24 protein-coding genes are annotated in these 26,645 nt (G+C 45.2%); 20 read left to right on the top strand and 4 right to left on the bottom strand.

Features of this window, described 5'->3' with window-relative positions; all coding sequences use genetic code 11:
* Positions 1-60 precede the first annotated feature (60 nt).
* From PWYN_RS23930 to PWYN_RS23870, 13 genes are all read left to right on the top strand, one after another.
* Positions 61-714 (top strand): redox-sensing transcriptional repressor Rex, encoded by a 654-nt coding sequence (locus tag PWYN_RS23930; protein WP_036657088.1) that lies wholly within the window; start codon positions 61-63, stop codon positions 712-714.
* On the top strand, positions 701-2,002 hold the full coding sequence (locus tag PWYN_RS23925; RefSeq protein WP_036657085.1) for an amidohydrolase: 1,302 nt from the start codon (positions 701-703) through the stop codon (positions 2,000-2,002). The genes PWYN_RS23930 and PWYN_RS23925 overlap by 14 nt, the downstream gene beginning before the upstream one ends.
* Positions 2,003-2,041: 39 nt before the next feature.
* On the top strand, positions 2,042-2,560 hold the full coding sequence (locus tag PWYN_RS23920; protein ID WP_036657083.1) for a cell wall elongation regulator TseB-like domain-containing protein: 519 nt from the start codon (positions 2,042-2,044) through the stop codon (positions 2,558-2,560).
* A gap of 400 nt (positions 2,561-2,960) precedes the next feature.
* Positions 2,961-3,494 carry a hypothetical protein gene (locus tag PWYN_RS23915; protein WP_036657081.1) on the top strand — a complete coding sequence of 178 codons (534 nt, stop codon included), beginning with the start codon at positions 2,961-2,963 and terminating at the stop codon, positions 3,492-3,494.
* A complete protein-coding gene (locus PWYN_RS23910) occupies positions 3,487-4,989 on the top strand; it encodes an AAA family ATPase (RefSeq protein WP_036657078.1) in 1,503 nt (500 codons plus the stop codon). The genes PWYN_RS23915 and PWYN_RS23910 overlap by 8 nt, the downstream gene beginning before the upstream one ends.
* A 132-nt stretch (positions 4,990-5,121) precedes the next feature.
* Complete coding sequence (locus PWYN_RS23905; RefSeq protein WP_036657075.1) at positions 5,122-5,994, top strand: 3-hydroxyacyl-CoA dehydrogenase family protein; 873 nt, start codon at positions 5,122-5,124, stop codon at positions 5,992-5,994.
* On the top strand, positions 5,991-7,199 hold the full coding sequence (locus PWYN_RS23900; protein ID WP_036657073.1) for an acetate kinase: 1,209 nt from the start codon (positions 5,991-5,993) through the stop codon (positions 7,197-7,199). The genes PWYN_RS23905 and PWYN_RS23900 overlap by 4 nt, the downstream gene beginning before the upstream one ends.
* A 21-nt stretch (positions 7,200-7,220) precedes the next feature.
* The gene (gene asnS / locus PWYN_RS23895) at positions 7,221-8,516 is read left to right on the top strand and encodes an asparagine--tRNA ligase (RefSeq protein ID WP_036657070.1); all 1,296 of its coding nucleotides are present in this window, start codon (positions 7,221-7,223) and stop codon (positions 8,514-8,516) included.
* A 19-nt stretch (positions 8,517-8,535) separates the two neighbouring features.
* Positions 8,536-9,297, top strand: coding sequence for a DnaD domain-containing protein (locus PWYN_RS23890; protein ID WP_036657068.1), 762 nt, complete (start codon positions 8,536-8,538; stop codon positions 9,295-9,297).
* A gap of 123 nt (positions 9,298-9,420) precedes the next feature.
* On the top strand, positions 9,421-9,996 hold the full coding sequence (locus PWYN_RS23885; RefSeq protein WP_338049246.1) for an RNA polymerase sigma factor: 576 nt from the start codon (positions 9,421-9,423) through the stop codon (positions 9,994-9,996).
* The gene (locus tag PWYN_RS23880) at positions 9,993-10,457 is read left to right on the top strand and encodes a hypothetical protein (RefSeq protein WP_052088365.1); all 465 of its coding nucleotides are present in this window, start codon (positions 9,993-9,995) and stop codon (positions 10,455-10,457) included. The genes PWYN_RS23885 and PWYN_RS23880 overlap by 4 nt, the downstream gene beginning before the upstream one ends.
* Before the next feature lie 14 nt (positions 10,458-10,471).
* Complete coding sequence (locus PWYN_RS23875; RefSeq protein ID WP_036657062.1) at positions 10,472-11,575, top strand: hypothetical protein; 1,104 nt, start codon at positions 10,472-10,474, stop codon at positions 11,573-11,575.
* Entirely contained in the window at positions 11,572-12,291 is a 720-nt protein-coding gene (locus PWYN_RS23870; protein ID WP_052088362.1) for an SLC5/6 family protein, read from the top strand. The genes PWYN_RS23875 and PWYN_RS23870 overlap by 4 nt, the downstream gene beginning before the upstream one ends.
* A 77-nt stretch (positions 12,292-12,368) precedes the next feature.
* Here PWYN_RS23870 and proC read toward each other — a convergent pair whose 3' ends face one another.
* The 3 genes from proC to proB are packed head-to-tail and all read right to left on the bottom strand — an operon-like array spanning position 12,369 to position 15,664.
* Positions 12,369-13,238: a pyrroline-5-carboxylate reductase gene (gene proC, locus PWYN_RS23865; protein WP_036657060.1), complete on the bottom strand. Its 870-nt coding sequence runs from the start codon at positions 13,236-13,238 to the stop codon at positions 12,369-12,371.
* Positions 13,239-13,265: 27 nt separating this feature from the next.
* The gene (locus PWYN_RS23860; RefSeq protein ID WP_036657057.1) at positions 13,266-14,513 is read right to left on the bottom strand and encodes a glutamate-5-semialdehyde dehydrogenase; all 1,248 of its coding nucleotides are present in this window, start codon (positions 14,511-14,513) and stop codon (positions 13,266-13,268) included.
* Positions 14,514-14,560: 47 nt separating this feature from the next.
* Complete coding sequence (proB, locus tag PWYN_RS23855; RefSeq protein WP_036657054.1) at positions 14,561-15,664, bottom strand: glutamate 5-kinase; 1,104 nt, start codon at positions 15,662-15,664, stop codon at positions 14,561-14,563.
* 639 nt (positions 15,665-16,303) lie between these two features.
* Between proB and PWYN_RS23850 the strand changes: the two genes are divergently transcribed.
* Complete coding sequence (locus PWYN_RS23850; RefSeq protein WP_036657052.1) at positions 16,304-16,534, top strand: hypothetical protein; 231 nt, start codon at positions 16,304-16,306, stop codon at positions 16,532-16,534.
* Between the two features lie 64 nt (positions 16,535-16,598).
* Here PWYN_RS23850 and PWYN_RS23845 read toward each other — a convergent pair whose 3' ends face one another.
* Positions 16,599-17,507, bottom strand: coding sequence for a LysR family transcriptional regulator (locus PWYN_RS23845; protein WP_036657049.1), 909 nt, complete (start codon positions 17,505-17,507; stop codon positions 16,599-16,601).
* A 205-nt stretch (positions 17,508-17,712) separates the two neighbouring features.
* On the opposite strand from PWYN_RS23845, the gene leuC reads away from it, so the two are divergent.
* From leuC to PWYN_RS23815, 6 genes are all read left to right on the top strand, one after another.
* Entirely contained in the window at positions 17,713-19,137 is a 1,425-nt protein-coding gene (gene leuC, locus PWYN_RS23840; protein ID WP_036657046.1) for a 3-isopropylmalate dehydratase large subunit, read from the top strand.
* A gap of 28 nt (positions 19,138-19,165) precedes the next feature.
* Entirely contained in the window at positions 19,166-19,768 is a 603-nt protein-coding gene (gene leuD / locus PWYN_RS23835; protein WP_036657043.1) for a 3-isopropylmalate dehydratase small subunit, read from the top strand.
* A 197-nt stretch (positions 19,769-19,965) separates the two neighbouring features.
* Positions 19,966-21,483, top strand: coding sequence for an N-acetylmuramoyl-L-alanine amidase family protein (locus tag PWYN_RS23830; protein ID WP_036657041.1), 1,518 nt, complete (start codon positions 19,966-19,968; stop codon positions 21,481-21,483).
* A gap of 129 nt (positions 21,484-21,612) precedes the next feature.
* Positions 21,613-23,034, top strand: a complete 1,422-nt coding sequence (locus tag PWYN_RS23825; RefSeq protein ID WP_036657038.1) for an N-acetylmuramoyl-L-alanine amidase family protein — start codon at positions 21,613-21,615, stop codon at positions 23,032-23,034.
* A gap of 108 nt (positions 23,035-23,142) precedes the next feature.
* Complete coding sequence (locus PWYN_RS23820) at positions 23,143-23,802, top strand: GerMN domain-containing protein (protein WP_036657036.1); 660 nt, start codon at positions 23,143-23,145, stop codon at positions 23,800-23,802.
* Between the two features lie 80 nt (positions 23,803-23,882).
* A complete protein-coding gene (locus PWYN_RS23815; protein ID WP_036657033.1) occupies positions 23,883-26,633 on the top strand; it encodes an S-layer homology domain-containing protein in 2,751 nt (916 codons plus the stop codon).
* The last annotated feature ends 12 nt before the right edge of the window (positions 26,634-26,645 follow it).

Raw genomic sequence — 26,645 nt, 5'->3', positions numbered from 1 at the left:
TTTCTGAGTTGACTTTCAATTATTTTGGATACAATGTTAACACCTATAGGAGGAGAATATATGAAGTCGGATAAAATATCGGAGGCTGTCGTACGCAGACTACCTGTGTACCTGCGTTTCTTGAATGAACTCCACACTCGTGAAATTGCCACAGTTTCTTCTCAAGAGCTTGGACAAAAGCTCGATCTAAATCCAGCACAAATACGCAAGGATCTGGCTTATTTCGGTGATTTCGGAAGAAAAGGAATCGGTTATGATGTTCCTTACCTCATTGAAAAAATCCGCCATATCCTAAAATTGGATCAGCCGTTGAACGTAGCGCTTGTTGGTGCCGGAAATCTGGGGCATGCTTTGTCTAATTACAATGCCTACTTACAAGATACAATGAAGATAACAGCTATCTTTGATTCATATAAGCCGAAAGTTGGCCAAAAAATTAACTCACTTGTTGTTCAACCAATGGAAGAACTGGGCAGTACAATCCGTGAACAGGGCATCCGAATTGCTATTATTACTGTACCGGAGTTTGAGGCACAGAACGTAGCAGACACTTTGGTTGAATCAGGTATAGAGGCAATTCTGAACTTTGCACCGGTTATTCTGAAGACTCCTTCTAATATCCGCATTCATGCAGCTGATTTCACAACCGATTTGCAAAGTCTTGCTTATTATTTGCAGGATGGAAAGGAAGAAAGCGAACATGAAAAGCAATAAATGGACAATAAAGAACGGTAGATATGTAATACCTGGTTCTGATAAGCCTGTCCTTACCGGTTATATGACCATCGAAAATGATCTGATCACTTACATAGGTGAAGTGGAACCTCCTTTCGAAAGCGGAGTTGAGATTGTAGACGGCAGCCGATTGTTGTTCATGCCGGGTTTGGTTAACACACATGGTCATGCGGCGATGTCGCTACTTCGCGGATATGGTGATGATCTTGCCCTTCAGGTATGGCTTCAGGAAAAAATGTGGCCTATGGAAGAAAAGTTCACCGGGCAGGATGTATACTGGGGAACTTCACTCTCCGTATTAGAAATGCTCAAGGGCGGAACAACTACCTTCCTGGATATGTATGATCATATGGATCGGGTCGCCGAAGTAGTGGAGTTATCCGGAATTCGTTCTGTTCTAATGCGCGGAGTAATCGGCTTTTGTTCTGAAGAAATGCAGAATCATAAGCTTGCAGAAGCGATTGAATTTGCCCGGAACTGGCATGGCAAGGCGGATGGAAGAATTACAACTATGATCTCCCCACATGCACCTTACACATGTCCACCTGATTTTTTTGTTAAGTTCGTTCAGGCGGCTCATGATTTGGATCTTCCGATGCATACTCATATGTCTGAGACACGTCGTGAGGTTGAACAGAATGAAGCCGATTACGGCCTTCGACCGGTCGCACATTTGGAGAAGCTGGGTATGTTCACCCGCCCTTCGCTTGTAGCACATGGTGTTCATTTGAACGATGAGGAAATTGAAATTTTGGCTCGTCATCAGGTTGGCGTTTCCCATAATCCAGGCAGTAACCTGAAACTAGCCAGCGGAATAGCGCGTGTAACCGATTTACTGCGGGCGGGAGTGCCAGTGTCCCTTGGAACGGATGGAGCTGCGAGCAATAACAACCTGGATATGTTTGAAGAAATGCGTCTTGCGGCGCTGATTCATAAAGGGATAAGCGGAGATCCAACGGCCATTCCGGCACCGGAAGCCATGCGTATGGCTACGGAGTATGGAGCTAAATCTATCTTTTTGAACAATGTAGGACGTCTTGCACCTGGAATGAAGGCTGACTTTATCGCTATTGATATTGACCAACCTCACTTGCTTCCACATTCTGATCTGCTCTCTCATGCGGTCTATTCGGCAAGTGCGAAGGATGTTGAGCATGTATGGATTAACGGTCAGCAGGTTGTTAAGCACGGGAAATGCCTGACAATGGATGAAGAGATGATCCGCCACAAAGCTCAAGAGTCTTTTGAGAACCTTCTACAACGGTAATTATGAACGTCTGAATGTTATAGGAAAGGGAGCTGTACTTTGAAGAAAAGGAGAAAATGGCTCTTGCTGGGGTTAGGCGTGACTCTGCTCCTTCTGTTCGGATTAAGCCAGTTCTATGGCTATATTATGAAAGATCAATGGAATGAGCGCAGTGCCGCCAAAGCGGCAGCTAAAAGTAGGGCCGGATTGATTGAAATCACAAAGGCGCAGAAATCCGTCTGGGATGAAAATTCTATCTATTGGGTCCTAACGGGAAAGAACCGGGATGATACGGATATGATGGTGTGGGTCCGATTTACAGCCAACGGCAAGATTGCAGATGACGATACGGCTGTATATGCAGAAATGGTTAGTAACGGAACCTCTGAGGACAAAATCAGAGCGATTATAAAATCAGAAATGCCTGGAATTACCATAAAGCGCTTATTACCAGGTGTCTACAATGGTGAATATGCATGGCAGCTCTTCTACAAGAAAAACGATCGTTATCATTATCGCTTCTATCGTTTTGCAGATGGTTCCTCCATCGGGGATGAGTTCAGTCTGCCCAACCGCTAATATAAAAGCCGAGCAAACGTAATTGTTTGCCCGGCTTTTTTTGTCTATTAAGTGTACTCAGTAGCTGCATTGGAGTGTATACTGTAAGTTGCATTAATTGTACACTCTTCATAATTTCCACATTGTTAACAGAGATATTTATCACATTTCAGTTGTGACAAAAAGACCGAATCGCTAATAGATTCGGTCTTTTTGTCGATAAAGGGTTAAAAGTAACCATAAACAGGAAAACATTAGTAGTGAAAATTTTAAATATATTCACAATTTGTTTTCAAATAGTATATACACTTATGATATACTACTACTTGTATTCAAGGCATGTTGCAGTCATACACTCTTGATATTCTGTTATTAATGCGAAACTTATATATGTTCTGCCATTATGAGAGGAGGACGTTACTTGAAACTGCGTCTTGTACCTGTATTACTAACTTCACTGCTATCAGTCGCCCTTATGTTCGGCGGGTGGTTTCTGTATCGCCAGTTTGCTATCCAGGAACCCTTGCAAAAGATTGTTAACAGCTATCAGGGAGTCAACAAATCACACATATCTATTAACCGCAATGAAGTATCTTTGAAACTTGATTTACAACCTGGAACGAAACTACGCGATTTAGTCCAATATATTTCCACAGAAGGAGAATCTGTCATTGGAGGACGTTCCATTAAGTTGGATTTAGAACAACATTCCAGTGAAGAGCTTGATGAAATTTGGGATCAAGCAATGTTCTCTGTTGCTGAAGCCATGGAGAGCCGCAAATATACATTAATACCTGCTAAACTTGACCAGTTGAAGGAACAATATGAGGGCATCACTGCTACTACCGAAATTGATGACAACAATGTGTATGTGAGCTTGACGAACGGTAAGGAAAGCAAATTTATTATTTTACCGCGACAGCCTGAGAATATGGGGGTATGGAATAATGCCTAAGTGGATTAAAGAAGTATTAGTGGGATTTATTCCTGTACTGCTGATTTTTATGGCCTTTGTGGGAATAAATATACTGCCCATAATTATTGCTGTTGCCATGCTGGGTGCCCTGTTGCTCGTAGCCCATATGCGCGGCGGGTTGACCGTGAATGCCGGAGCTGAGAAGAAACGTAAGAAGAGCGGCCCATCTAAACTCACCTTTGAAGAAATCGGTGGACAGGACAGTGCCAAGCAAGAGCTGCGTGAAGCACTGGATTTTTTGATCCGACATGAAGAAATCAGTAAATTTGGTATTCGCCCACTGAAAGGTATACTTCTCACAGGCCCTCCGGGAACCGGTAAGACGTTAATGGCCAAAGCTGCTGCGCATTACACGAATTCCGTATTCATCGCTGCAGCGGGCAGTGAGTTTGTTGAGATGTATGTGGGTGTAGGTGCTGGGCGTATCCGTGATTTATTCCGTGATGCCCGTACCCGTGCTGTGAAAGAGAACAAGGAAAGTGCCATTATTTTCATAGATGAAATTGACGTCATTGGCGGTAAGCGTGAGGGGGGGCAGCAGCGGGAATATGATCAGACGCTGAACCAGCTGCTTACGGAGATGGACGGAATTTACAATAATGAAGCACCTCGTATCCTTTTGGTAGCAGCTACAAACCGCAAAGAAATGCTGGATTCGGCACTTCTGCGTCCAGGACGTTTTGACCGCCATATTCAAGTGGACATGCCTGATAAAAAAGGTCGTAAATCCATTCTCGATCTCCATGCCAAGAACAAACCTCTTCATGCAGAGGTTAGCCTGGATAAAATTGCTGAGGAGGCTTACGGCTTCTCGGGAGCTCAACTAGAAAGTGTTATGAATGAGGCAGCGATTTATATGCTGCGGGAAAATCTGACGGCAGTGGAACAGCGTCATTTATCCATGGCTATTGATAAAGTTATGATGGGCGAAAAGACAGACCGAGAAACCAATCAAGAAGAGAAAAAACGCGTGGCTATTCATGAGCTTGGACATGCTATTATGGCAGAACTGTTGCGTCCGGGTAGTGTAAGTCAGGTTACTTTAACTCCGAGAGGTCAAGCGCTTGGTTATGTCCGTCATAATCCGCAACAGGAACAGTACTTATATACAAAAGATTATCTGGAAGAACAGATTATGATTGCTCTCGGCGGAGCTGCTGCTGAAGTTATATTTTATGGCGGAAGAAGTACTGGCTCTCGCGGAGATTTCGATCAGGCACTCAATATTGTTGAGACAATGATGAAATCGGGACTTACTTCGCTCGGGATTGCCAAGCTTGAAATGGTAACAACGGAAGAGATTATGAAAGAGAATAGTAATATTTTGGATGAACTTATGGCACGTACACATGAGTTGCTAAATCAGCAGCGAAACGTGTTTAATTACTCCTTGGACATCCTTATGAAGGAAGAAGTCCTCTCTGGAGAGCAATTTCGTTGTCAATTTAGTGACAGCGTCCTTTTACCGGCATAATTCTTTATGCCGGTTATTTTTTTTTACTTTTCAGACATGCTAAGATATCATTATATGTCGGGCTTATAAATCTTTACGACAGACAAGGTACAATACAAAAGTATAGATACCTGAAAGGATGGAGACTTTTTGATGAATTTTAAAAAAATAGGTGTCATTGGCGGTGGCACGATGGGTCAAGGTATTGCTGAGATGTTATCAGCCAAAGGCCTCGATGTAATGTTAGTGGAGAAAACCCCAGAACGATTGAATTACTCCTATGAAATGATTGAGACCAGTCTAGACAAACAACTGGAGAAATGGGCAATCACTCAAGCGGAGAAGAAATTAATTCTCAGCCGGATTCAAAAGGTAACCCATTTTGCTGAACTAAGTTCTTGTGATATGGTCATTGAAACCATCACAGAAGATTTGGAAGCAAAAAAAGCAGTGTTCAACCAGCTTGACCAAGTATGTCCTAGCCATATTATCCTAGCTAGTAACACATCAACACTTAGCTTAACGGAACTTGCAAGCTCAACGATGTATCCGGAGCGCGTAATCGGAATGCATTTTATATATCCTGTAGCTAAAGTGGATCTTGTCGAAATCGTGCGTGGACTGAAAACATCCGATGCTACTTTTGAAGACACCAAGTTGTTCGTTGATGAAGTTGTTGAGAAAAAAGGCGTAATGATTTATGAATCCCCTGGATTTGTAACATCCCGCCTCATTTGCTTGTTCATTAACGAAGCTATGCATGTGCTTCAAGAAGGCGTTGCTTCACCGCAGGATATTGACGATGCTATGCGTATCGGCTACCAATTCCAATATGGACCTCTTGAAATGGCTGACCGTTTCGGTCTAGATTCCGTGCAGGCTGCGCTGGAACGGATGTTCCGTGAATATGGCGAGTTGAAATACCGTCCTTCTACTATTCTTAAAAAAATGGTGCGTGCAGGACAATTAGGTATGAAATCGGGCGAAGGCTTCTTCAAGTATGACAAGGATGGTGACCGTGCATGAATATTCTAGTTATTAACTCAGGCAGTTCTTCTTTGAAATATCAGCTTTACAATATGATTGACGAATCCGTCTTGGCTAAAGGTCTGGTAGAGCGTATTGGAATGGATTCTTCCATTTTGACTCATAAGCCAACCGGTAAACCGGATGTAACTGAAGTCAGCGAAATTTTGGAACACAATACAGCCATTCGTAAAGTTCTGGCTTGCCTTACTGATAAAGAGCACGGAGTTCTTGCTTCAACGGATGAGATTAATGCAGTAGGTCACCGTGTAGTTCACGGGGGAGAATTCTTCAAGGCTTCTGCGCTGGTGGATGCTGATGCAAAGACTAAAATTCGCCAATTGTTTGACCTGGCTCCGCTTCATAACCCAGCAGCAATGATGGGTATTACGGCAACCGAGATTAATATGCCGGGAGTACCGCAGGTTGTAGTATTTGATACAGCGTTCCACCAAACTATGCCTGAAAGTTCTTATATGTATGCTATTCCGAGAGTTTTGTATAATAAATACAAGGTTCGCCGCTACGGTGCACACGGAACATCCCATGAATTCGTAAGCAAAGCTGCTGCGGAATTCCTGGAACGTCCGCTGAAGGACCTGAATATTATCACTTGTCATATCGGTAACGGTGGCAGTGTGACGGCTGTGAAGAATGGTATATCTGTTGATACATCAATGGGTATGACCCCTTTGGAAGGCCTCATGATGGGTACGCGCAGCGGTGATCTTGACCCGGCAATTGTTCCTTATGTAATGAATAAGGAAGAACTGTCCGTAGGCGAGGTTAACTCTATGCTTAACAAACACAGTGGAGTCCTAGCTATTTCAGGATTCAGCAGTGACATGCGTGATATTGAGTCCGGGGCTGAGAAGGGTGATCCTAACTCAACACTTGCTTTTGATATGTATGAATATCGCTTGCGGAAGTACATTGGTTCTTACGCAGCTGCTATGAATGGTGTGGATGTTATCGTATTTACTGCCGGTGTTGGTGAGAATTCATCAATGCTGCGTGGAAGAATTCTTAACAATCTGACATTCCTCGGCATTGAACTAGATGAAGAGGCTAACAAGGTCCGCTCCGGCGACCCGCGCCGTATTTCTACGGTTGATTCCAAGGTGCAGGTGCTTGTAGTGCCGACAAACGAAGAGCTTGTCATTGCACGTGATACAAACCGTATTGTGTCAGGAATTAACGGCTAAATTAGAGGAGAGATTGAAGGCATGGCTAACAAGAGTGTAATTAAGACTGTGAATGAACATGTCGGAGAACCGGTAGTTATCGGTTGTTGGGTCAATAACAAACGCTCCAGTGGTAAAATACAGTTCCTTCAGCTTCGTGATGGTACAGGATATATCCAAGGGGTTGTAGTGAAATCGGAAGTATCCGAGCAAGTGTGGGATGATGCAAAGAGCCTGACTCAGGAAAGCTCATTGTATGTGACCGGAATTATCCGCGAAGAGCCGCGTAGTCAGTCAGGGTATGAAATGACTGTGACCGGCATAGAAGTGCTTCATTTGACGGAGAATTATCCAATTACACCGAAGGAGCACGGCGTAGATTTCTTGATGGATCACCGTCATCTTTGGCTTCGTTCCGCAAAGCAGCGGGCGGTGTTAGTTATTCGTGCGGAGATTATCCGGGCCATTCAGCAATACTTCGATACGAACGGATTTACGCTTGTGGATCCGCCGATTTTGACACCTTCCTCTGCTGAGGGTACAACCAACCTCTTTCATACGAAGTATTTCGAAGAGGATGCCTATTTGACCCAAAGCGGCCAGCTCTACATGGAAGCTGCTGCAATGGCGCTGGGCCGAGTGTATTCCTTCGGACCTACCTTCCGTGCCGAGAAGTCTAAAACACGTCGCCACTTGATTGAGTTCTGGATGATTGAACCTGAAATGGCATTCACAGATCATGAGGAGAGCCTGCGTGTTCAAGAGAACTTCATTAGCTATGTCGTGCAATCCGTAGTTACGAATTGCCGTCCTGAACTTGAGGCGGTTGGCCGTGATATATCTAAGCTAGAGAACATCAAGGCTCCTTTCCCGCGTATCAGTTATGATGACGCAATTAAATTCTTGAATGAAAAAGGGTTTGAGATTGCTTGGGGCGATGATTTCGGCGCACCGCATGAAACGGCTATCGCTGAAGAGAATGACAAGCCGGTATTTATTACTCATTACCCAGCTTCATTCAAGGCTTTCTATATGAAGCCAGATCCGGATCGTCCGGAAGTGGTATTGTGTGCAGATATGATCGCTCCTGAAGGTTATGGGGAGATTATTGGCGGCTCCCAGCGGATCGATGATCCTGCACTCTTGGAGGAACGTTTCAAAGAACATAATCTTTCAATGGATACGTACAAATGGTACATGGATTTGCGCACTTACGGTTCAGTGCCTCACTCTGGCTTCGGTTTGGGACTAGAGCGCACAGTAGCCTGGATTTGCGGTCTTGACCACGTTCGCGAGACGATTCCTTTCCCTCGTACACTGTACCGTCTTTACCCATAAGGGAAGAGAGGGGACGCATATGGACAGCAAAGGATGGAACACTTGGGGCGAAGGCGTCTCCTTTGGCTTGGATAATGGAATGGCAATCATTCCGTATGCCCTGCTTAAGAATTACCGCAAGCTGAACTTAAGCGGTAGTGAAACACTACTGCTTATCCACTTGCTCTCCTTTCGTCAAGTTGAGGGAATTGAATTCCCTTCTCTTGAGGAGCTTCAAGCTGTAACAGGGCGGAGCATACCCGTTATTGCCGGGGAGCTTCAGAAGCTTATGAAGGATGGATTTATCAGTATCGATGGTGATAATGATGAACTGCGCGACATGCATTATGAGCGCTATAACTTTTCTGGTTTGTACGGAAAGCTAGGTTCTTATCTGGCGACTCAAGCAAAAACTGCTGAACAAGAGGGAACTCAAGGAAATGGATCGAAGTCTTCGGTCTCTAGAGTAACTGACAATCGTTTTGGTGGTTCTCCACCTAATGGTGGGACTGGAAAAGGTCTATCGGATCCTGAGGAAGCAAGCCGCAGCTTGTTCAGTATTTTCGAAAAAGAATTCGGACGTCCATTATCCCCAATGGAATGCGAGACCATATCAGGCTGGTTAGATCAGGATCGCTATCCTGAGGAACTGATTTTACTGGCGTTGAAGGAATCCGTATTCGCGGGGAAACTTCATTTTCGTTATATTGATCGGATTTTACTGGAGTGGAGCCGAAATCGGGTCAAAAACGCCCAAGATGTGAAGGCCTATTCACAGAAATTCCGTGGTGGCGGTAAATAAATCATATATAAACCGTGTTGCAGGGGCATTTTAGCCCTTTGCAGCACGGTTTTTTCTATACATTTTGTAATTCAGAAAAAAGTTTCTATTAAGGCGCAGGGGTAGACATACTTTCTTGCGTCTATTGCTAAGGGAAGGAGGGGAGACGTCATTGAGGATGAGAATCTAATCAGAGAAATCTGTCAGGGCAATGTACAATCGTTCCGGCAGTTCGTTGAAGAATACAGTCAACATGTGTATAAAGTGACTTACTCGGTTTTGAGGGATGCCAAAGAAGCTGAGGATGCGGCTCAAGAGACCTTTTTGCAGATATATAAGTCTCTCCCCGACTACCGTCATCAGGGATTAAAAACCTGGATCACCCGCATTGCTCTACATAAAGCAATTGACGCCAAACGGAGGCGTGACAGATTGAGGGAACACCCGGTGGATTATGATAATGTGCTTAGTATTACTCCTGCGCAGGATGAAGACGTGTTACATGGAGTGATTCGACGGGATCGCAGGGATCGATTGTGGCAGGAAGTAGAAAGTCTGCCATCCGTTCACCGCGAGGTGGTTGTCGCTTTTTATTTGGAACAGAAAAACTACGAGCAAATTGCCGCAGAGCACGGGATCACCCTGAAAACGGTTGAATCCAGATTATACCGGGCTAGAAACTGGATTCGAACCCATTGGAAGGAGGAGGAATGGCTATGAAGGATAGCGAGAAGCACTTCATGGGTACAAATGGATTTAAAACATACCTTACGGGTCAAGGAACCCCTGCTGAACGAGAGAAATGGGAGGATATTCTCCTCGAAGATGAGGAAGCTCTCTCTTTATATATGGAATCTCTGGATGAATGGAAGGATGGAATTCCTGAATTAGTGGATCAGGTTTCTTTTGTCAACAAGGTTATGGAGGGATTGCCAGTAACGGGAAATAGCATTGAACCGCAGAGGCAGACTCGAAAACGCTGGTATGAGCGTACCCTTTTTCACTACGCAGTTGCTGCGTCACTGACCTTGTTGTTTATGTCCTCTGGTGTTTTTGACCGTCTGATGACGGGGAACATGGATGTAGTGGTACCAAATGATAGCGGAGGTTCCTACAGCGAACAAGTGATTCAGGCAACCAGCGGTTGGTTGGAACAGATTATGACGGATGGGAACCAATGAGAGGAGAGTTAAGCATGCAAAATCAGATCAATAAATTAGGTGCGTTTTTTCTAAATATCATACCGGGAGCAGGACATTATTATGTCGGTAAAAGAATCCTTGGGATCGTATATTTTCTAATCAGCTTCGGCGGATTATTTATGTCCTTCTTGGTTGCCCTTGCCTCACACGATGGTGAATTCGCATTACTCGGTTGGGTTGGCTTTTTAATAGTGTGGAGCATAAGTATGCTGCATTTGTTAATCGTTCTATTGAAATCGCCGAATCACACAGCAGCAGTAGCCAGTAACGGAGAGATGCAGGCCGTAATACCGGTACGAAATAATGATAATGAGAAATTTCATGTTATTCTGCTTTCTTTTATCCCTGGATTGGGTCATTTCCATATGGGGCTTATGCAGAGGGGGTTATCCTTTCTGATTTCCTTCTTCGGATATATGACGGTAATGCTCTTCCTTACAGGTGTTACATCCAGTTCTGCCTTTCTGCTATTGTTCGGCGTTCTGCCTGTGATTTGGCTGTATAGTATGTTCGATGCGGTACAGCATATACACCGCAAGCTGGCTGGAGAAGAGCTGGTCGATCGGACTTTGTTTGAGGATTTGGAGGCAGGCCGTGAGGATGGACGTCGCAGTAAAGTATTGGCTACGCTGCTGTCTGCTTTTCCCGGTGCTGGACAAATGTATCTGGGATTGCAAAAAAGAGGGCTCCAACTCATGCTGCTGTTCCTCGGTAGTATTTACGTAATGGATTTGCTTCGTCTATCCGTGCTCTTCTTTCTGATACCGGTCATATGGTTCTATAGTTTGTTCGACGGTCTGCAGCTCGTTAGCCGTTATGGGCGGGAGCAGTTGCAGGATAAGCCTGTAATTCAGGGTTTTATGAATCATCAGGGCTGGCTGGGAGCAGGGCTTCTGGCACTTGGACTGTATTATATTGTTGCGAACGTTGCAATCCCTGCCTTGGATGTCCGCTTTCCGGAATGGCGTCTGCAATATAGGTTTAGTACTTATCTAAAGACGGTTATCGTATCCATATTGCTCATTGGCGGCGGTGTTAAGCTGTTGGTAGGCAGTAAAAATACATCAGTAAAAAAGGAATCGGGTGCTAAAAGATGAGTAACTCAATAGAGGTACAGCAGGCAGTAGGAGCTGGCGTAGTTGATTTTAAAGAGGAGATCTCCCGGCGCTGGCGTGTAGGCACTTTATCTATGGGTCTGAGTCTATTGTTCCTGGGCGGGTTGATCATGGCCTCCCAATGGAAAGGCATGGATGTGTTTGAGACGGCGCTAGCCTGGTGGCCGCTAATCTTCATTTTATTAGGATTAGAAGTCGTTATCTACACGTTGTGGTTTAAGGGAAAAGGGAAAATGTATTATGATGTGCTTAGTATTTTCTTCGTCGGCTTCCTGTCCCTGTGCTGTCTGGTTTTCGCCGGACTTAGTTCCCTGGGTCTAACTCAGGAGATCCGCCAAATGGTCTCTTCTGTTGAACATAATTACCCGCTTCCCGAATGGAGCGGTTCTGTCCCTGCAGGAGTGAAGCAAGTTATCGTTCAGGGAGATAATCCGTATGGAGTTACAGTGGATAAGACAGGTGGAACCGAGCTCAATGTCTTCGGAACCTACGTTTCGAATGATGGGCGCTTGGGAGCGGACGATGAGGATCAGCTGCTTCGTACCAAGGTAGCGGGAGATACACTGTATATTCTGCTGGGTGATACCGCGCGAAATTCATTGGATCACACCCGAAATAAAGTGAATGTAACCGTTGCTGCTCCTTCAGAGCTTAAGGTGATCGTACGGGATAATAGCGGAAATAGGGTCGAAAGGTAAGATTTTTATAAAAAAAGAGCCTGTTCTGAGTAGAAAAAATCTACTAAGAAGAGGCTCTTGTTCATTAGACGATGAAACTACTTACTGAGTTCTTTCTCCAGGGCTGCACCCATCTCGCGGGAACGCTCGGCGCAGCGGTTTACGGCAGCAATAACCGTTTCAAAAAAGTCTCCTTTGTCGAGTACCTCCAGCGCAGCTTGTGTAGACCCGTTCGGAGAGGTGACCTTCTTGCGCAGGGCAGCTGGTGTTTCTCCGGTCTGTTGAACCATCCGAGCAGCCCCAAGCACTGTCTGCACGGTTAACTCACCACTTTGCTCTACAGACAATCCACCACGAATACCAGCAGCAATCATGGCTTCCATCATGTAATAAATGTATGCTGGACCGCTTCCGGAGATCCCCGTTAGAATTTCCATACGTTCTTCATCAATAACAGATGTAAGGCCTACCGCCTCGAACATATTCAGAGCCAGACGTCGGCCCTTTTCATCCACTTCTTTGGAGAAAGAGATTCCTGTAGCTCCGAGTCCAATGGAACTGGAGGTATTGGGCATTGTGCGAACAACAGGCTGTTGTCTTCCGAGCAGTCCTTGAATTGTACGGATCGTTAGTCCTGCAATAACAGAAATGACAAGCTGGTCCGGATTTAGCAGCGGGCCCAAGGTCCGTAAAGCTTCAGCAGCATCTTTAGGCTTCATGGCCAGAACGATAACGGGTGCAGTGCGCAGGTACTCCGTTTTCTGTTCGGGATCGTTGCTTGCGAGTACACTATAACGTGCTCGAAGCTCAGCCAATCTTTCGTTGCTACTACGATTAAGTACAACAACATGATCTGAGGCAACAACCGAGCGGGCAATCATACCGCGTACGATAGCTTCAGCCATGGATCCTGCTCCATAAAAGACAATTTTCTCGGAAATGAGGGGAATTGAAGGTTGTTGACACATTGATAAAGCCCTCCCTAGGGTTGAATTCTAGCCTCGAATTTGACCGTGGCCGTAAATCTTATATTTGGTTGATGTAAGTGCAGGCAATCCCATAGGTCCCCGGGCGTGCAGCTTTTGTGTACTGATGCCGATTTCGGCTCCAAACCCGAATTCAAAACCATCGGTAAAGCGGGTAGATGCATTGTGATAGACAGCAGCAGCATCCACCTCCTGCAAGAAGCGCGCAGCCGTGTCCGTATCTTCAGTTACGATACATTCTGAATGCTTTGTTCCATATTGAGCGATATGCTGCAAAGCTTCATCCAGATCGCCGACAACTTTGAGGTTGAGAATATAATCATTATATTCGGTGGCATAATCTTCTGGAGTAGCGGATAAGGCCCATGGGATTAAGGATAAGGTTTCAGGGCAACCACGTAGCTCTACATTAGCTTCCTTGAACACTTCGGCAAGTGCCAATAGGTTCGATTCGGCATAGTCACGATGGACAAGCAGTGTCTCCATAGAGTTGCATACAGAGGGCCGCTGAGCTTTTGCATTAAGACTAATGGCTTGTGCCATCTCTGGCACAGCACTGGAATCAAGATAAGTATGGCAGATACCGGCACCTGTTTCGATGACGGGTACAGTTGCATTCATGACTACATTTTGGATCAGGGAGCTGCCTCCGCGCGGAATAATAACATCAAGTAGGCCATTCAGCTTCAGCATTTGATCAACCGAGGTGCGGTTAGGGTCCTCGATCAGCTGAAGTGCATTCTGGGGCATTGCGGTCTCCGCAAGCGCATGATGCAGCACTTCTACAATCTTGCGGTTAGAGGATATGGCGGAAGATCCACCGCGCAGGACTACTGCGTTGCCGGTCTTAAGGCAGAGTCCGGCTGCGTCTACGGTAACATTTGGCCGGGCTTCGTAAATAATCCCAATGACACCCAGCGGTACCCGAAGCTTCTCGATGGTCAGTCCGTTTGGACGCTCCAACAGTTCCAGACGATCGCCGATAGGGTCCGGCAGTTCGGCAATTTGCCGTAATCCTTCTGCAATATCATCAATACGGCTTTCGTTAAGTGCCAGACGGTCTAACATCGATTCAGGAGTTCCGCCGATTCTGCCTCGTTCCAAATCCTCAGCATTGGCAGAAATGATAGCTGCTGCTTCGCGTTGCAAGGCATCGGCCATGATTAGCAGAGCCTCATTTTTTTGATCGGTTGTTAATCCAGCCAGTATTCCTGTTGTAGTCTTAGCCAATGTTGCTTTCGTTACAACTTCACTCATGACAATATTCCTCCCTGAACTTCTTGTTATTTTGAGTCTGCTGCCTATTATCTCAAAGTGATCCATTCATCCCGGTGAATGACTTCCAACCGAGGAACCTCTCCAAGCTTATCCACAATTTGGCGGCTTGGTAAGCCTTCAATCATTCGTAACTGAGCGTCATCATAGTTCACAATTCCCCGTCCAAGCAATCGGGAATCGGGTCCTAATACTTCTACAACATCCCCGGCATGAAAGTGGCCTTCCGTCCGTTTCACACCTACAGGAAGCAGACTGTGTCCACCATTCAGCAGAGCCTCAACTGCGCCCGCATCTACGTGTAAGGAGCCTAGAGGGGTAGACATAAAGCCTAGCCACTGCTTCTTAACCGGTAAAGAAGTGGAGGTAGTGGCAAAATAGGTTCCCCTTCCGGTACCTTCTACGGCAATTCGTAAATCCCCGGGTTCTGACACTTTCCCCACGAAGACGGGGACGCCTCCCCGGGTTGCAATCTTAGCTGCATCGATTTTGGAGCGCATGCCGCCGGTTCCGACACTGGAGCCAGCTCCTCCGGCGATCGCATAAATCTCAGGAGTAATCTCCTCTACCTGCTGATATCTGACTGCATTCGGATGCTTGCGCGGATCACCGCTGTATAGTCCGTCCATATCTGTGAGCACGAGCAGCATTGAGGCTTTAAGCAGGTTGGCGACAAGTGCGGAAAGGGTATCATTATCCCCGAATTTGAGCTCGTCTACAGAGACGGTGTCATTCTCATTAAAGACAGGTATCGCTCCTTGGCGAAGCAGCTCTTCTACGGTCATAACCGCATTGTTCATAGCACGGCGGCTGCAAAAATCGGTACGGGTTAATAAGATTTGCGCGGCAGTAATATTATGCGAGGTGAAGGCTTCCTGGTAAGCTTGCATAAGCAACGCTTGGCCCACTGCAGCTGCAGCCTGCTTCTCATGAAGCAGCTTCGGACGTGTAGGATAACCTATACTGCGAAAACCGGCAGCTACAGCACCCGAGGTAACCAGCAGCACCTCACAGCCGCTCTGCTGAAGCTCAGCGATCTCAGTTGCGAAGAATGCGATGGCCTCACGGTTCAATCCGCCTTCGGATCCTGTTAGAGAACTGCTTCCGATTTTGACCACTATTCGTGTCGTCAATGTCTTTCACTTCCTCAATAGTTAATGAAAATACAAAAAAGCCCCATCCTAAGACTTAGCAAAGGACGAAAGCTTGGTTAACTTCCGCGGTACCACCTTCATTGATGAGGTTCATCCGACTCTAGTCCTCATAACGGGAGGGTCCGTCCTGCTTAGGGCAGGCCGTTCGGGGGTAGGATTCGGAATGATATCACGGTAAATTCTCTCAGCTATTACGGAATTTACTCTCTGATCGTGATGGTTTCATTCGTACTGGTCCCGTCTGCACGTTTCATTGTTTGTTGTTTAGAATAACATGGAGCAGGGCGGTTTGCAAAGGGAGAACGAACTATATATGCCATACAGCTAATTATATAAGCTGAACAAAAGAAAATAACAAAAAGCGAGAAGGAACGAAGTGAAATTTGGAACTGTAGGAGCGACAGCGACCGCCTTTGTATCCGGATTTCAACCGCTAAAAGCGGGTTAAATCAAAGAAATCTGGAAACAACAGCGGCCGGAAGTCCAAATCTTCACGGTAGTGACACCAGAGCCTTAAGTTAATATCTTAAGTACATCTTATATAGATTGAAAATTTTTGTTTATCCTTAACTTGAACGGGTAAAATACTACTAATCTGTTACTAGGAGGTGGATAGAATTGGATAACAGCAAGGATGTCCTACAGGAACAGATTCAAAATGTAGAAGTCTTACAAGAGCAGATCCAAGATGCAAAAGAAGAAGCAGCAATTCAAAACCAAGTGACTCGTGAGTTTTTGGAGGAAAAGGCAGGCACTCGGAAAGATAATGGTCCAGTAGATGATGATACATCCCGTCTTAAGGATAATCAGAACCGTTTGACTTCAGTGCATAATAGACGCTTAGAATAATGTATACACAAACAAGCAGCCTAATGCCTAATGGCATCAGGCTGCTTGTTGTGCTTTTCTGAGGTTAGTGATTTAACCCAGCCACAGTAGTTTTGAACGTTTCGATAAAAGCCTCGGCGGCTTTTGACAGGTATCTTCCACGCCGATAGGCGATAACGAGAGTTCTGGTCGGAACGGGCTCCGCCAGCGGGAGATATACGGGAACGAACTCACTCCGTGGTGCTCTGGCAATAAAATGAGGGACGAGTGTTACACCCATTCCGGTTGCTACGAGTGATTGTACAGTTTCCATGTTGTTGCTTTCGAAGACTATTCTGGGATTGAAGCCGGAGTTCAGGCATAGTTCCATTGTCATTTTGCGAAAGCCCTGTCCTTCTTTTAGCACGATAAAGGATTCATCCTTTAATTCCTCCAGTGAGGTACGCACTCCTGTCAAAAGGCGTGAGGCGAGCGGATGTCCTGGCGGAACCGCAAGATCAATCCGCTCTTCTCCGAGTATTTCATAAGTCAGAGCAGGTATTTCAAGAGGGAGTGAGAGCAGACTAAGATCGGTCTGCCCGTTCGCCGTCAGCTTCTCTAAATTCATGGAGGAATCCTCAAGCAGATTAATATCAACTTCTGGGTATTTCTCTTTAAATACAGGAAGAACATGAGGAAGGAGATGGGCACCTGTAATCGGCATACTTCCAACAACAACCCGGCCGGTCCGGAGTTGGGAAATATCAGACATTTCCTGACGCAGCAGTTCAACAGCATCAATGATAGTCTGTGCCTGCTCAATAAATTTTGCTCCTGCGTGCGTCAGTTCAACCGAGCTTGTATTTCTTTGGAAGAGCAGGACTCCCAGCTCCTTCTCCAATTTGGAGAGCTGCTGACTTAGAGAAGGCTGAGCGATGTGCAGCTTATCTGCCGCGCGGGAGAAATTTCTTTCGGCTGCAATCTGCAGCACATATTGTAATTGTCTAAGTTCCATGGTTCTTACTCCTCTGATTTAATAAGACTACTTATAAGTATATCCTATAATGTGTTCGACTCCATCATCACACTTATAGGCTGAGACTATGGCTTTTATAGATATCATATCTTGGAATTATAAACAAAGCCATGTTATATTTATTTCATTCAAGAGAGACTCCACGCTCTCTTCCTAATGAACGATTAAATAATGAGGTGAATTCATGAGCAAGAAGACAATGTTTGAGAAGATTTGGGATAATCACGTTATACATCAAGAAGAAGGCAAACCAGGTATTTTGTACATCGATCTGCATTTGGTACATGAAGTTACTTCTCCGCAGGCATTTGAAGGACTTCGCCTGAGCGGTCGTCAGGTTCGCCGTCCTGAACTGACATTTGCAACTATGGATCATAACGTTCCTACTAAAGACCGTTTTAATATTACGGATCCTATATCCAAGCAGCAAATTGACACCCTTTCTCAGAACTGCCGTGATTTTGGCGTGAGATTGTTTGATCTTCATGATATTGATCAAGGGGTTGTTCACGTAATGGGTCCGGAAATCGGCCTAACACATCCCGGAAAAACCATTGTTTGCGGAGATAGCCACACTTCCACGCATGGAGCCTTCGGTGCTTTGGCATTCGGTATTGGTACGAGTGAGGTTGAGCATGTCCTTGCTACTCAATGTCTGCAGCAGTCCAAAGCTAAAACGATGGAAATTCGTTTTACAGGCAAACGGAATCCTGGTGTGACAGCAAAAGATATGATTCTAGGCGTTATCGCCAAATATGGAACGGATTTTGCAACCGGTTATGTTATTGAATATACAGGTCAAGCGATCCGTGACTTGTCTATGGAAGAGCGAATGACTGTTTGTAATATGTCGATTGAAGGCGGGGCGAGAGCAGGATTGATTGCTCCGGATGAGACTACTTTCGAATATTTGCGCGGACGTCAATACGTGCCGCAAGGTGAGGCTTATGATCAAGCCGTAGCCCAATGGAAAGGATTCGTAACCGACGAGGGTGCAGAGTTTGATACTGTGGTAGATTTCAATGTCGAGACTCTGATCCCACAAGTCACCTGGGGCACAAGCCCGGGAATGGGCACGGATATCTGCTCAAGCGTACCGAATCCGGCTGACTTCACTACAGAAAATGAACGTAAAGCTGCTGAAAAAGCTCTAGAATATATGGATTTGGCTCCAGGTACACCTATTTCCGAAATCAATATTGATTATGTGTTTATTGGTTCTTGCACAAACGGCCGTATCGAAGATTTGAGAGCTGCTGCACAAGTTGCTCAGGGACACACGGTATCAGAGAACGTTACAGCCATTGTTGTACCGGGCTCCGGACGTGTTAAGATGCAAGCCGAGAAGGAAGGACTTGACAAGATCTTCGTGGAAGCTGGCTTCGAATGGCGTGACGCAGGCTGCAGTATGTGTCTGGCGATGAATCCGGACGTTCTGCAACCAGGGCAGCGCTGCGCATCTACCTCTAACCGCAATTTTGAAGGACGTCAAGGACGCGGCGGCAGAACACACTTGGTATCACCGGCTATGGCTGCAGCTGCGGCCATCAAAGGGCATTTTACTGATGTACGGGATTGGAATTATAAGGCGGTAGCCGTCAACGCATAGAATTGAGAAGAAGTGGGAGGGTAATGAAATGGATGCTTTTAAGAAATTAACGGGAATCGTGGCACCAGTGGACCGGGTAAATGTAGATACGGATGCAATCATACCGAAACAATTTTTGAAACGGATTGAACGGACAGGCTTTGGGCAATTCCTATTTTATGAATGGCGTTTTGACGAAGCTGGCAGCGATAATCCAGCTTTCGAGATGAACAAACCGCGTTATAAAGGGGCCTCCGTACTTATTTCCCGAGCCAACTTTGGCTGCGGATCCTCCCGGGAGCATGCACCTTGGGCGATAATGGACTATGGATTCAAAACGGTAATTGCACCTTCTTATGCCGACATTTTTTATAACAACTGCTTTAAGAACGGTATACTTCCAATCAAATTGTCTGAGAGCCAAGTCGATGAGCTGTTTAATCGGACTGCTGCTCACGAAGGATATGTATTAACTGTTGATCTTGAAAACAAGACACTTAGCGATGAATTTGGCCTTACGATCCAGTTCGAGTTAGATGAGCATCGCCGCCAATTTCTTTTGCAGGGTTTGGATGATATTGGTCTTACACTTATGCATACTGATGAAATTGACGCATACGAGAAACGTCATGCAGCCAAACTATTCTCTTAATCGTTAAGATGGAGAGATAGCGACAACTTTCATGTTAATTTTACACAAAACTTCCATTTCCGGGATGCGGAATTGGAAGTTTTTTTGTTATACTCAATATATTCATAGTTTGTAAGCGTAACTTTTGGTGAATTTTACCGTCTAGTCTTTATATGTAATCATTTGTCTATTAATCAACCATTTAAGGGGAGAAAAGAATGAGGAAAGCCGGACTGCGACTACTGCTTCTGCTGCTGTTGCCCTTATTATTGATGTCGTTCATCGGTCGGGAAGCATCTGCTGCAGGAAGCGGCAAAATTATTCTCGATAACAAGGAACTTGTCCTGCCCTCAGGAGTGGTTCTTGAGAACACTAACGGGAGTGTTATGATCCCCATCAGAGTGGTTGTAGAAAACCTTGGATTCGAAGTGCTGTGGGAACAGAAAACTCACAAGGTAACTGTACGTCAAGACGGCAGAAGCGTAGAACTTGCAGTCGGGAGTAAGAAAGCCAACGCAGGCGGAGTATTGCTCGATCTGAATACTGCACCTAAGCAAACGGGCGGTACAGTGCTTGTGCCTATTCGTTTTGTTGGCGAGCAATTTGGGCTCAAGGTAGGTTGGGATAACAGTGATAAGACCGTTTATTTAACCGGGGTCACCCCTGCTACTTCTGAAGGCGCTAACAATAGTGATGGCTCAGGTTATGCGTTAGATGTACCTGTGAATACGCCGAACGAAACACCGAATTCCACTCCACCTTCTGGAACTGAGGGAAATCCGGCAGTGACGGTTACTCAGGTAAAAGGTGCCATATTCACAGAGAATCGGTTAATTGTAGCTTCGTCTGGCGCAGTGAAGCCAACTGTAACTACGATGAACAATCCTTATCGCATTGTAGTAGATTTTCCGGGAACCTCATTCGCTGCAGATTTTACAGGCGGAATAGGAGGCATATCAACAAATGGAGGTCTACAAGGAAAGCTGGATGTTACCGGTTATCCTCAAGTAGCAGAAGTCAGGTATGCGCTTTTCAGTAACACTCCTACTACCGTTCGTTTTGTCATCCAAATGACGGGCAGCAGTCCTTATCAGGTGGTAACAGATGACATCTCCGGGTTAACTACCATAGATCTCAATTTACCTTCGAGCGGTGTAGGTCCCATAGGAGGGATAACTGGAGGAGGCAAGCCTATTGTTGTTCTCGATGCCGGCCATGGAGGAACCCAGCCGGGCGCGATCAGCGTAACTAAAAAGATGGAAAAAGACTTTAATCTTTCAGTTATTCTGAAAGCAGCAAGCTTGTTGGAGCAGCAAGGAGGAGTAACCGTTCTATTGACCCGTACGGATGACCGTACACTTGGGCTGCAGGACCGGGTTAATATTGCTAAAAATGCGAATGCCAATATATTCGTCTCTCTACATGCCAATGCAATGCCTTCTTCAACTGCCAATTGGAATAAAGTGAACGGGAGCGAGACCTACTACAGTCGTAATGAAAGTCTTTTATTAGCTCAAATTATGCATAAGCATCTTGTGGCGGGGACGGGCTTAAAAGACAATGGGGTAAGAAGCAAGAGTTTGCATGTGACCAGAGAGACAACGATGCCCGCTGTTCTGCTGGAAGCAGGATATTTGACGAATAGCAGCGATGAGGCATCCCTATACAGTGAGGAATTGCAGAATAACTTGGCGAGGGAAATTGTTGCGGGAATTATGGAATACCTTGGCCTGTAGAGAAATGACTATGGAATATATTCGCAACTTTTAAATAGAATTGGCGTCTAATAGAGGTCGAAGTCGTCTGTTGTCAGGTCATCATGAACGCCGTTCCCAGGCGGAATACTAGATTCTCAGAGGTGAAGAATGAAGAAATTTTGCTGTATGTTGTTGTTGCTGCTCTTTGTACTAGTGTTACCAGAAAGTGGACATGCCGCTACTGTGACCGGCAAGATTTTTCTGGACGGCAAAGAACTGACGGCGAGTCAGGGTGTCCAGGTAGAGAATGTGAACGGCACTGTCATGGCACCCCTCAGAATGATATCTCAGAATTTGGGATACAAGGTGGACTGGGATCAAAAGAGTCAAATGGTTACCATAGGTCAGCAAGGAAAGACTATCCAACTGATCGTGAATCAAAAGTCTGCATCTGTTGATGACAAGACTGTAATTCTTAATACCGCACCCTTACTTAAGAACGACACGACTTTTGTGCCGATTCGGTTCATCAGTGAACAATTTGGCCTTACAGTCGGTTGGGACAACCAGGATAAAATTGTGACTCTTGTGACTCCGGTAAGTGCTCCGGATACTGGTAATGATACAGGGACTGGCGTTGTAGTGCCACCGGTGGATACTACCAATCTCACTCAGGTAAATGGAGTAAGCTTTAACAACAATCAGCTACTGATTACCATGCAGGGGGCCTCACAGCCTAAAGCGACATTACTTACCAATCCTAATCGGTTAGTAGTTGATTTTCCGAACGCAACCTTTTCTGATGTATTTGGCACAGGACAGTTGTTGGATCCAAACTTAAACGGCAAGCTGGATGTAGTCGGATACCCGGATGTGTCCGGAGTCCGCTATTCACTATTTAGTACTGCTCCCTACACGGTTAGGTTCGTGGTAGATTTGAATTATGCCAAAAATTATACAGTTAGTATATCCGAAGATGAAAATAAACTGGTTATTGTTGATTTAAACGCCGAAGATTCTGGTGAAACAGGAGCTTTACCGGGTAATAGTGGGAGAAAGCTTGTTGTACTGGATGCAGGACATGGAGCTAAGGATTCAGGAGCAGTCGGCGTTACCGGTAAATATGAAAAGGCTTTTAATTTGGCTATTGTTCTAAAAGCAGCTGCGCTGCTGAAAAAAGAAAAAAATATCGACGTTGTGCTCACACGCAGTGATGATACATTTCTTGAACTCAAGGAACGGGCTGCAATCGCTAATAATCTAAATGCTGATTTATTTATTTCCGTGCATGCTAACAGCAGTGCGTCATCAAGAGCCACCGGTGCAGAGACGTATTATCAACGTCAAGCCAGCAAAGCGTTTGCTACTGTTATGCATAAATATTTGGTGCCTGCTACTGGACTGAGTGATCGGGGCGTTAGATACGGGAATTTCCATGTAATACGCGAAACCAAAATGCCGGCTGTTTTACTTGAAGTAGGATACTTAAGCAATAAGGGTGATGAAGCCCTGCTCTTTACAGAGGCTTTGCAAAATCGTGTTGCTGCTGCAATGGTAAGTGGCATTAAGGAATATCTCGGTATAAAATAACAGCCAAACGGCAGACAAGCGTCGCAAACCCCACTTTCTGTTGATATAGCAGTGAAGAAGGCTTTGTGACGTTGGTCTGTCCGTATTTATCTAGGGGGCGCTATGAAAATGAAAACAAAATTGGGTTACGCAGGATTATCGATACTATTAATGTTTATTATGTCAGGATGCGGTGAGAAACCAGAGGCTTCATCTTCAAATCCATCGCAGAATTCTCCTGCGGTTGTCAGCGGAGCGGGCGGGAATGCTGTGAGTTCAGAGGGAACAGGAAATTCTGCCACTGAAGCCACTGCGGTACCTACTGATACTGCTACTTCCGTAGGTACCGACAATGCGGCACCGACAGAAAAGCCTGTTCAAAACAAAAAAAGTGAGACCATTGAAGTTTATTTTACCGATTCACAATTGATGGATTTGGTACAGGCAAAAGCTGATATTAGTTATAGTGCTTCAGATGAAGCCAGTAAGTACGGGGAAGCCTTTAAGGCACTGCAATCTAGTGAGAATCCAGATCTTATTCCTCTCTGGGGAAAGATTGAGCTAAAGTCCATAAAATTTGAGAATGGACAAATTGTATTAGATATCCATAAACCAATCGAGGCACAGCTTGGTGCAGGTGGTGAGTCCTTTGCCTTAAGCGCATTGGCAAAAACATTATTTCAGTTTAAAGAAGTAGAAAGCATTGAGGTTCTGCTGGACGGAGAGAAAGTGGAAAGTCTTATGGGGCATGTAGATCTAGAGCACCCTATGACCAGGGACAATAGTTAAATCTTCGCAGGAATATGAAGGCTTTATGGCGAACATCTATGGAAACTACTTATATGCGATTCAGAGAGGGGAATATCATTTTGTACGGAAATCATAAGTCAGGTCGTCCCGCAAGGGGCTATTCTTCTAAAGCGGTATCCGCAATACTTGCAGGAGCCATAGCACTCAGCGGCGCTAGTGCAGTATATGCCGATGGCGCAACTGCAGTAGCCGCAACTACTAGCACAACTCCGGCAACAACAGGTACGGCAACTGCTAGTGCATTTAGTGATGTGAAAAGTGGACTTTGGGCTGAGAAGCATATCTACAAGCTTGCAGCTCAAGGCATCGTTATCGGAAATAACGGAAATTTCCGTCCTAGTGATCCTGTAACTCAACAGGAAGCCGTACTCATGGCTTTACGTTTTATGAAGCTTCAGAATATGGTTGATAAAGATGCTCAAGTAGCTCTACCCACTGATTTCAAGGTTTCGAATTATTATAAGGCATATGTTGTATTAGCCTTCCAGCAGAAGCTCCTGGACAAGACGCTAGAGATGGATCCGAGTAATCTGAAGACATCCTGGGGTGAGCGTAAAGCGACACGGGAATGGATTGCCGAAGTGTTAATTCGTGCACTTGGTAAAGGTGCAGCTGCAGTCGCCGTAGCAAATGAGCCTACCGGCTTTGCCGATGACGCTAAGGTGTCAGCAAACAAACGGGGATATATAAATGCTGCTGTTGATCTAGGCTTGGCTAATGGTCTAGACGGCAATCGCTTTGATCCGCAAGGAGTTGTGACACGAGCGCAGCTTGCAACTTTTCTCAGCCGTGCGCAAGCACACAACACACTTGTCTACGACAATACTACAACCGGAACGGTAAGTGAGTTGAAAGACGGTAAGATCACGATTTACGACAATGGTAAATTATCAACCTTCAATCTTGTCTCAAGCACGGCCTATTTCTCAAGTGCCTCCGAAATCAAAGGCAGCCTAAGTGATATTAAGCCCTATACAAAGGTAATGGTAATTGGTACTAACAGTAATGCAGCCTATGTTGAAGTTATCGATCCTAAGCAGCAGGTTGAGAGTATTCAGGGCAGTTTTGCTATGATTACGAACAATAAACTTTTCATGAAGACCGCTGACGGTTATCCTGAATACGTAATCGATGCAGCTACTTCGTTTTTGGATGTAAATGGGGCCAAAATTGAGCCGTCTTCCATCGCTCCAGATAGCCTGATAAAGTTGTTGCGTGAGACTTATACCAGCTCCAGAAAGGTAGTCTCTGTTCAGGTGACTTCGGGAGTAATTAACAAAAACGGTACAGGAACAATGAAAAGCATCGATCTGAACGGTAAAAGCATCACATTCAAAAATGCAGCGGGTGTAGAAGAGACCTTCAAATGGAACGATTCGACCATCTTCCGCTATCAGAATGTCATTTTGGGTGCTGCAGAGCTGAAGGTCGGTTCAGCTGTGAAGTATACAATTACTAATAACTTAATCCAATCTGTTGAGGTCACTGAGTCGGTAGAACGGACTTTGCAAGGTACTCTTTATGAGCTTAGCAGTTCTTCCGTAGTCTATAAAAAAAGTGATGGTACCAAAGAAGTGAAACTGCTTGGTGCGGCCCCGGTAATCGTTATCCCAGGGATCACAAATCCCTTGGCTTCTGATTTGATTGCGGATGCTGTCGGCGGTGATAATATCCGGTTGACCTTGAATAGCAGCGATCAAGTTACCAAAATTGAAGTAACCAGTCGCCAAATTGAACTTTTTGCCAGTCTGACAGTAGTATCTTATAATGTGAAAAATAAGCTGTTGACTGCCTTGGACAGCAGTAATAAAGCCCACTTGTTTACATTGGATGATAAAACTAAGCTGACCAATGAGGGAACGGTTCCTACCTTGGCTAATATAGGTAACTTTTTAACTGAAGGACGTAAAGTTGCAGTAAGCGCAATTGGACAACGGACATTTTCATTGGAAGTTGTGACAAAGTATGAGGGTACGGTCACCTCGATCAATACAGCAACCCAGAAGATTGTAGTAAAAACGAATGAAGGTCAAAGTATTACACTTCCATTCCCGATTTCCGTTGATATATTCGGACGTACGAATGCAACTATAGCGGATGTTGCCGTTGGGAATACAGTTTCTGCAGTGCTTGCAGGTAATCAGGAAGTGATATCGGTATTAAGAGTCAAAGCCATACAGCAAGTTGTAGTTACCTTCTTGGATACAGCGAATAATCGAATGAATGTAAAATGGGCTGGGGGTACCGGCAATATTTATACATCAGGTGCGGTGCTGAATAATGAAGCAGGTGAAACTCTTAAATTAACTGATTTTAAAGTGGGCGATTATGTTAATCTCGTATCTATCGGATCCTCACCGGTATCCTTGCAATTGGTTAAACTTACTACAGGACAAGTCTTGTCTTTAGATACAACTGGAGGAACTTTAACAGTCAAGAACTTTGCAGGTACAACGCAGTCATTCTTGTCAGGCAACAACGTGAAGATCATCCGTGCCAGCGGCACTAGCACATCTTTGAGCAGTCTTGCTGTGTCAGAAAGAGTAGAATTGCGCAAAGAGGCTGACGGATCTACTATCATTCGTGTGCTGCCTATGCTTAGTCGTTATTACTCCCGTTATGAAAGTTTATCGAACCAAGTAGTAGTTAAGCGTGATAGCATAAATGACGAGAATTATCGTTTCCAACTCGCCTCAAATGCTTATATTCACCAAGGTGACACGACATTAACAGTGCAATCTCTCAAAGAAAATGATAATATTACAGTATATTTCAATAACGATGTAATTATTGAAATTGTGAAACAATAAGGCTATGGTGAT

Origin of the sequence: Paenibacillus wynnii, from assembly GCF_000757885.1 — a bacterium.
GTDB classification, from domain to species: domain Bacteria; phylum Bacillota; class Bacilli; order Paenibacillales; family Paenibacillaceae; genus Paenibacillus_AQ; species Paenibacillus_AQ wynnii.
This window is presented reverse-complemented; position numbering and strand designations above follow the sequence as displayed.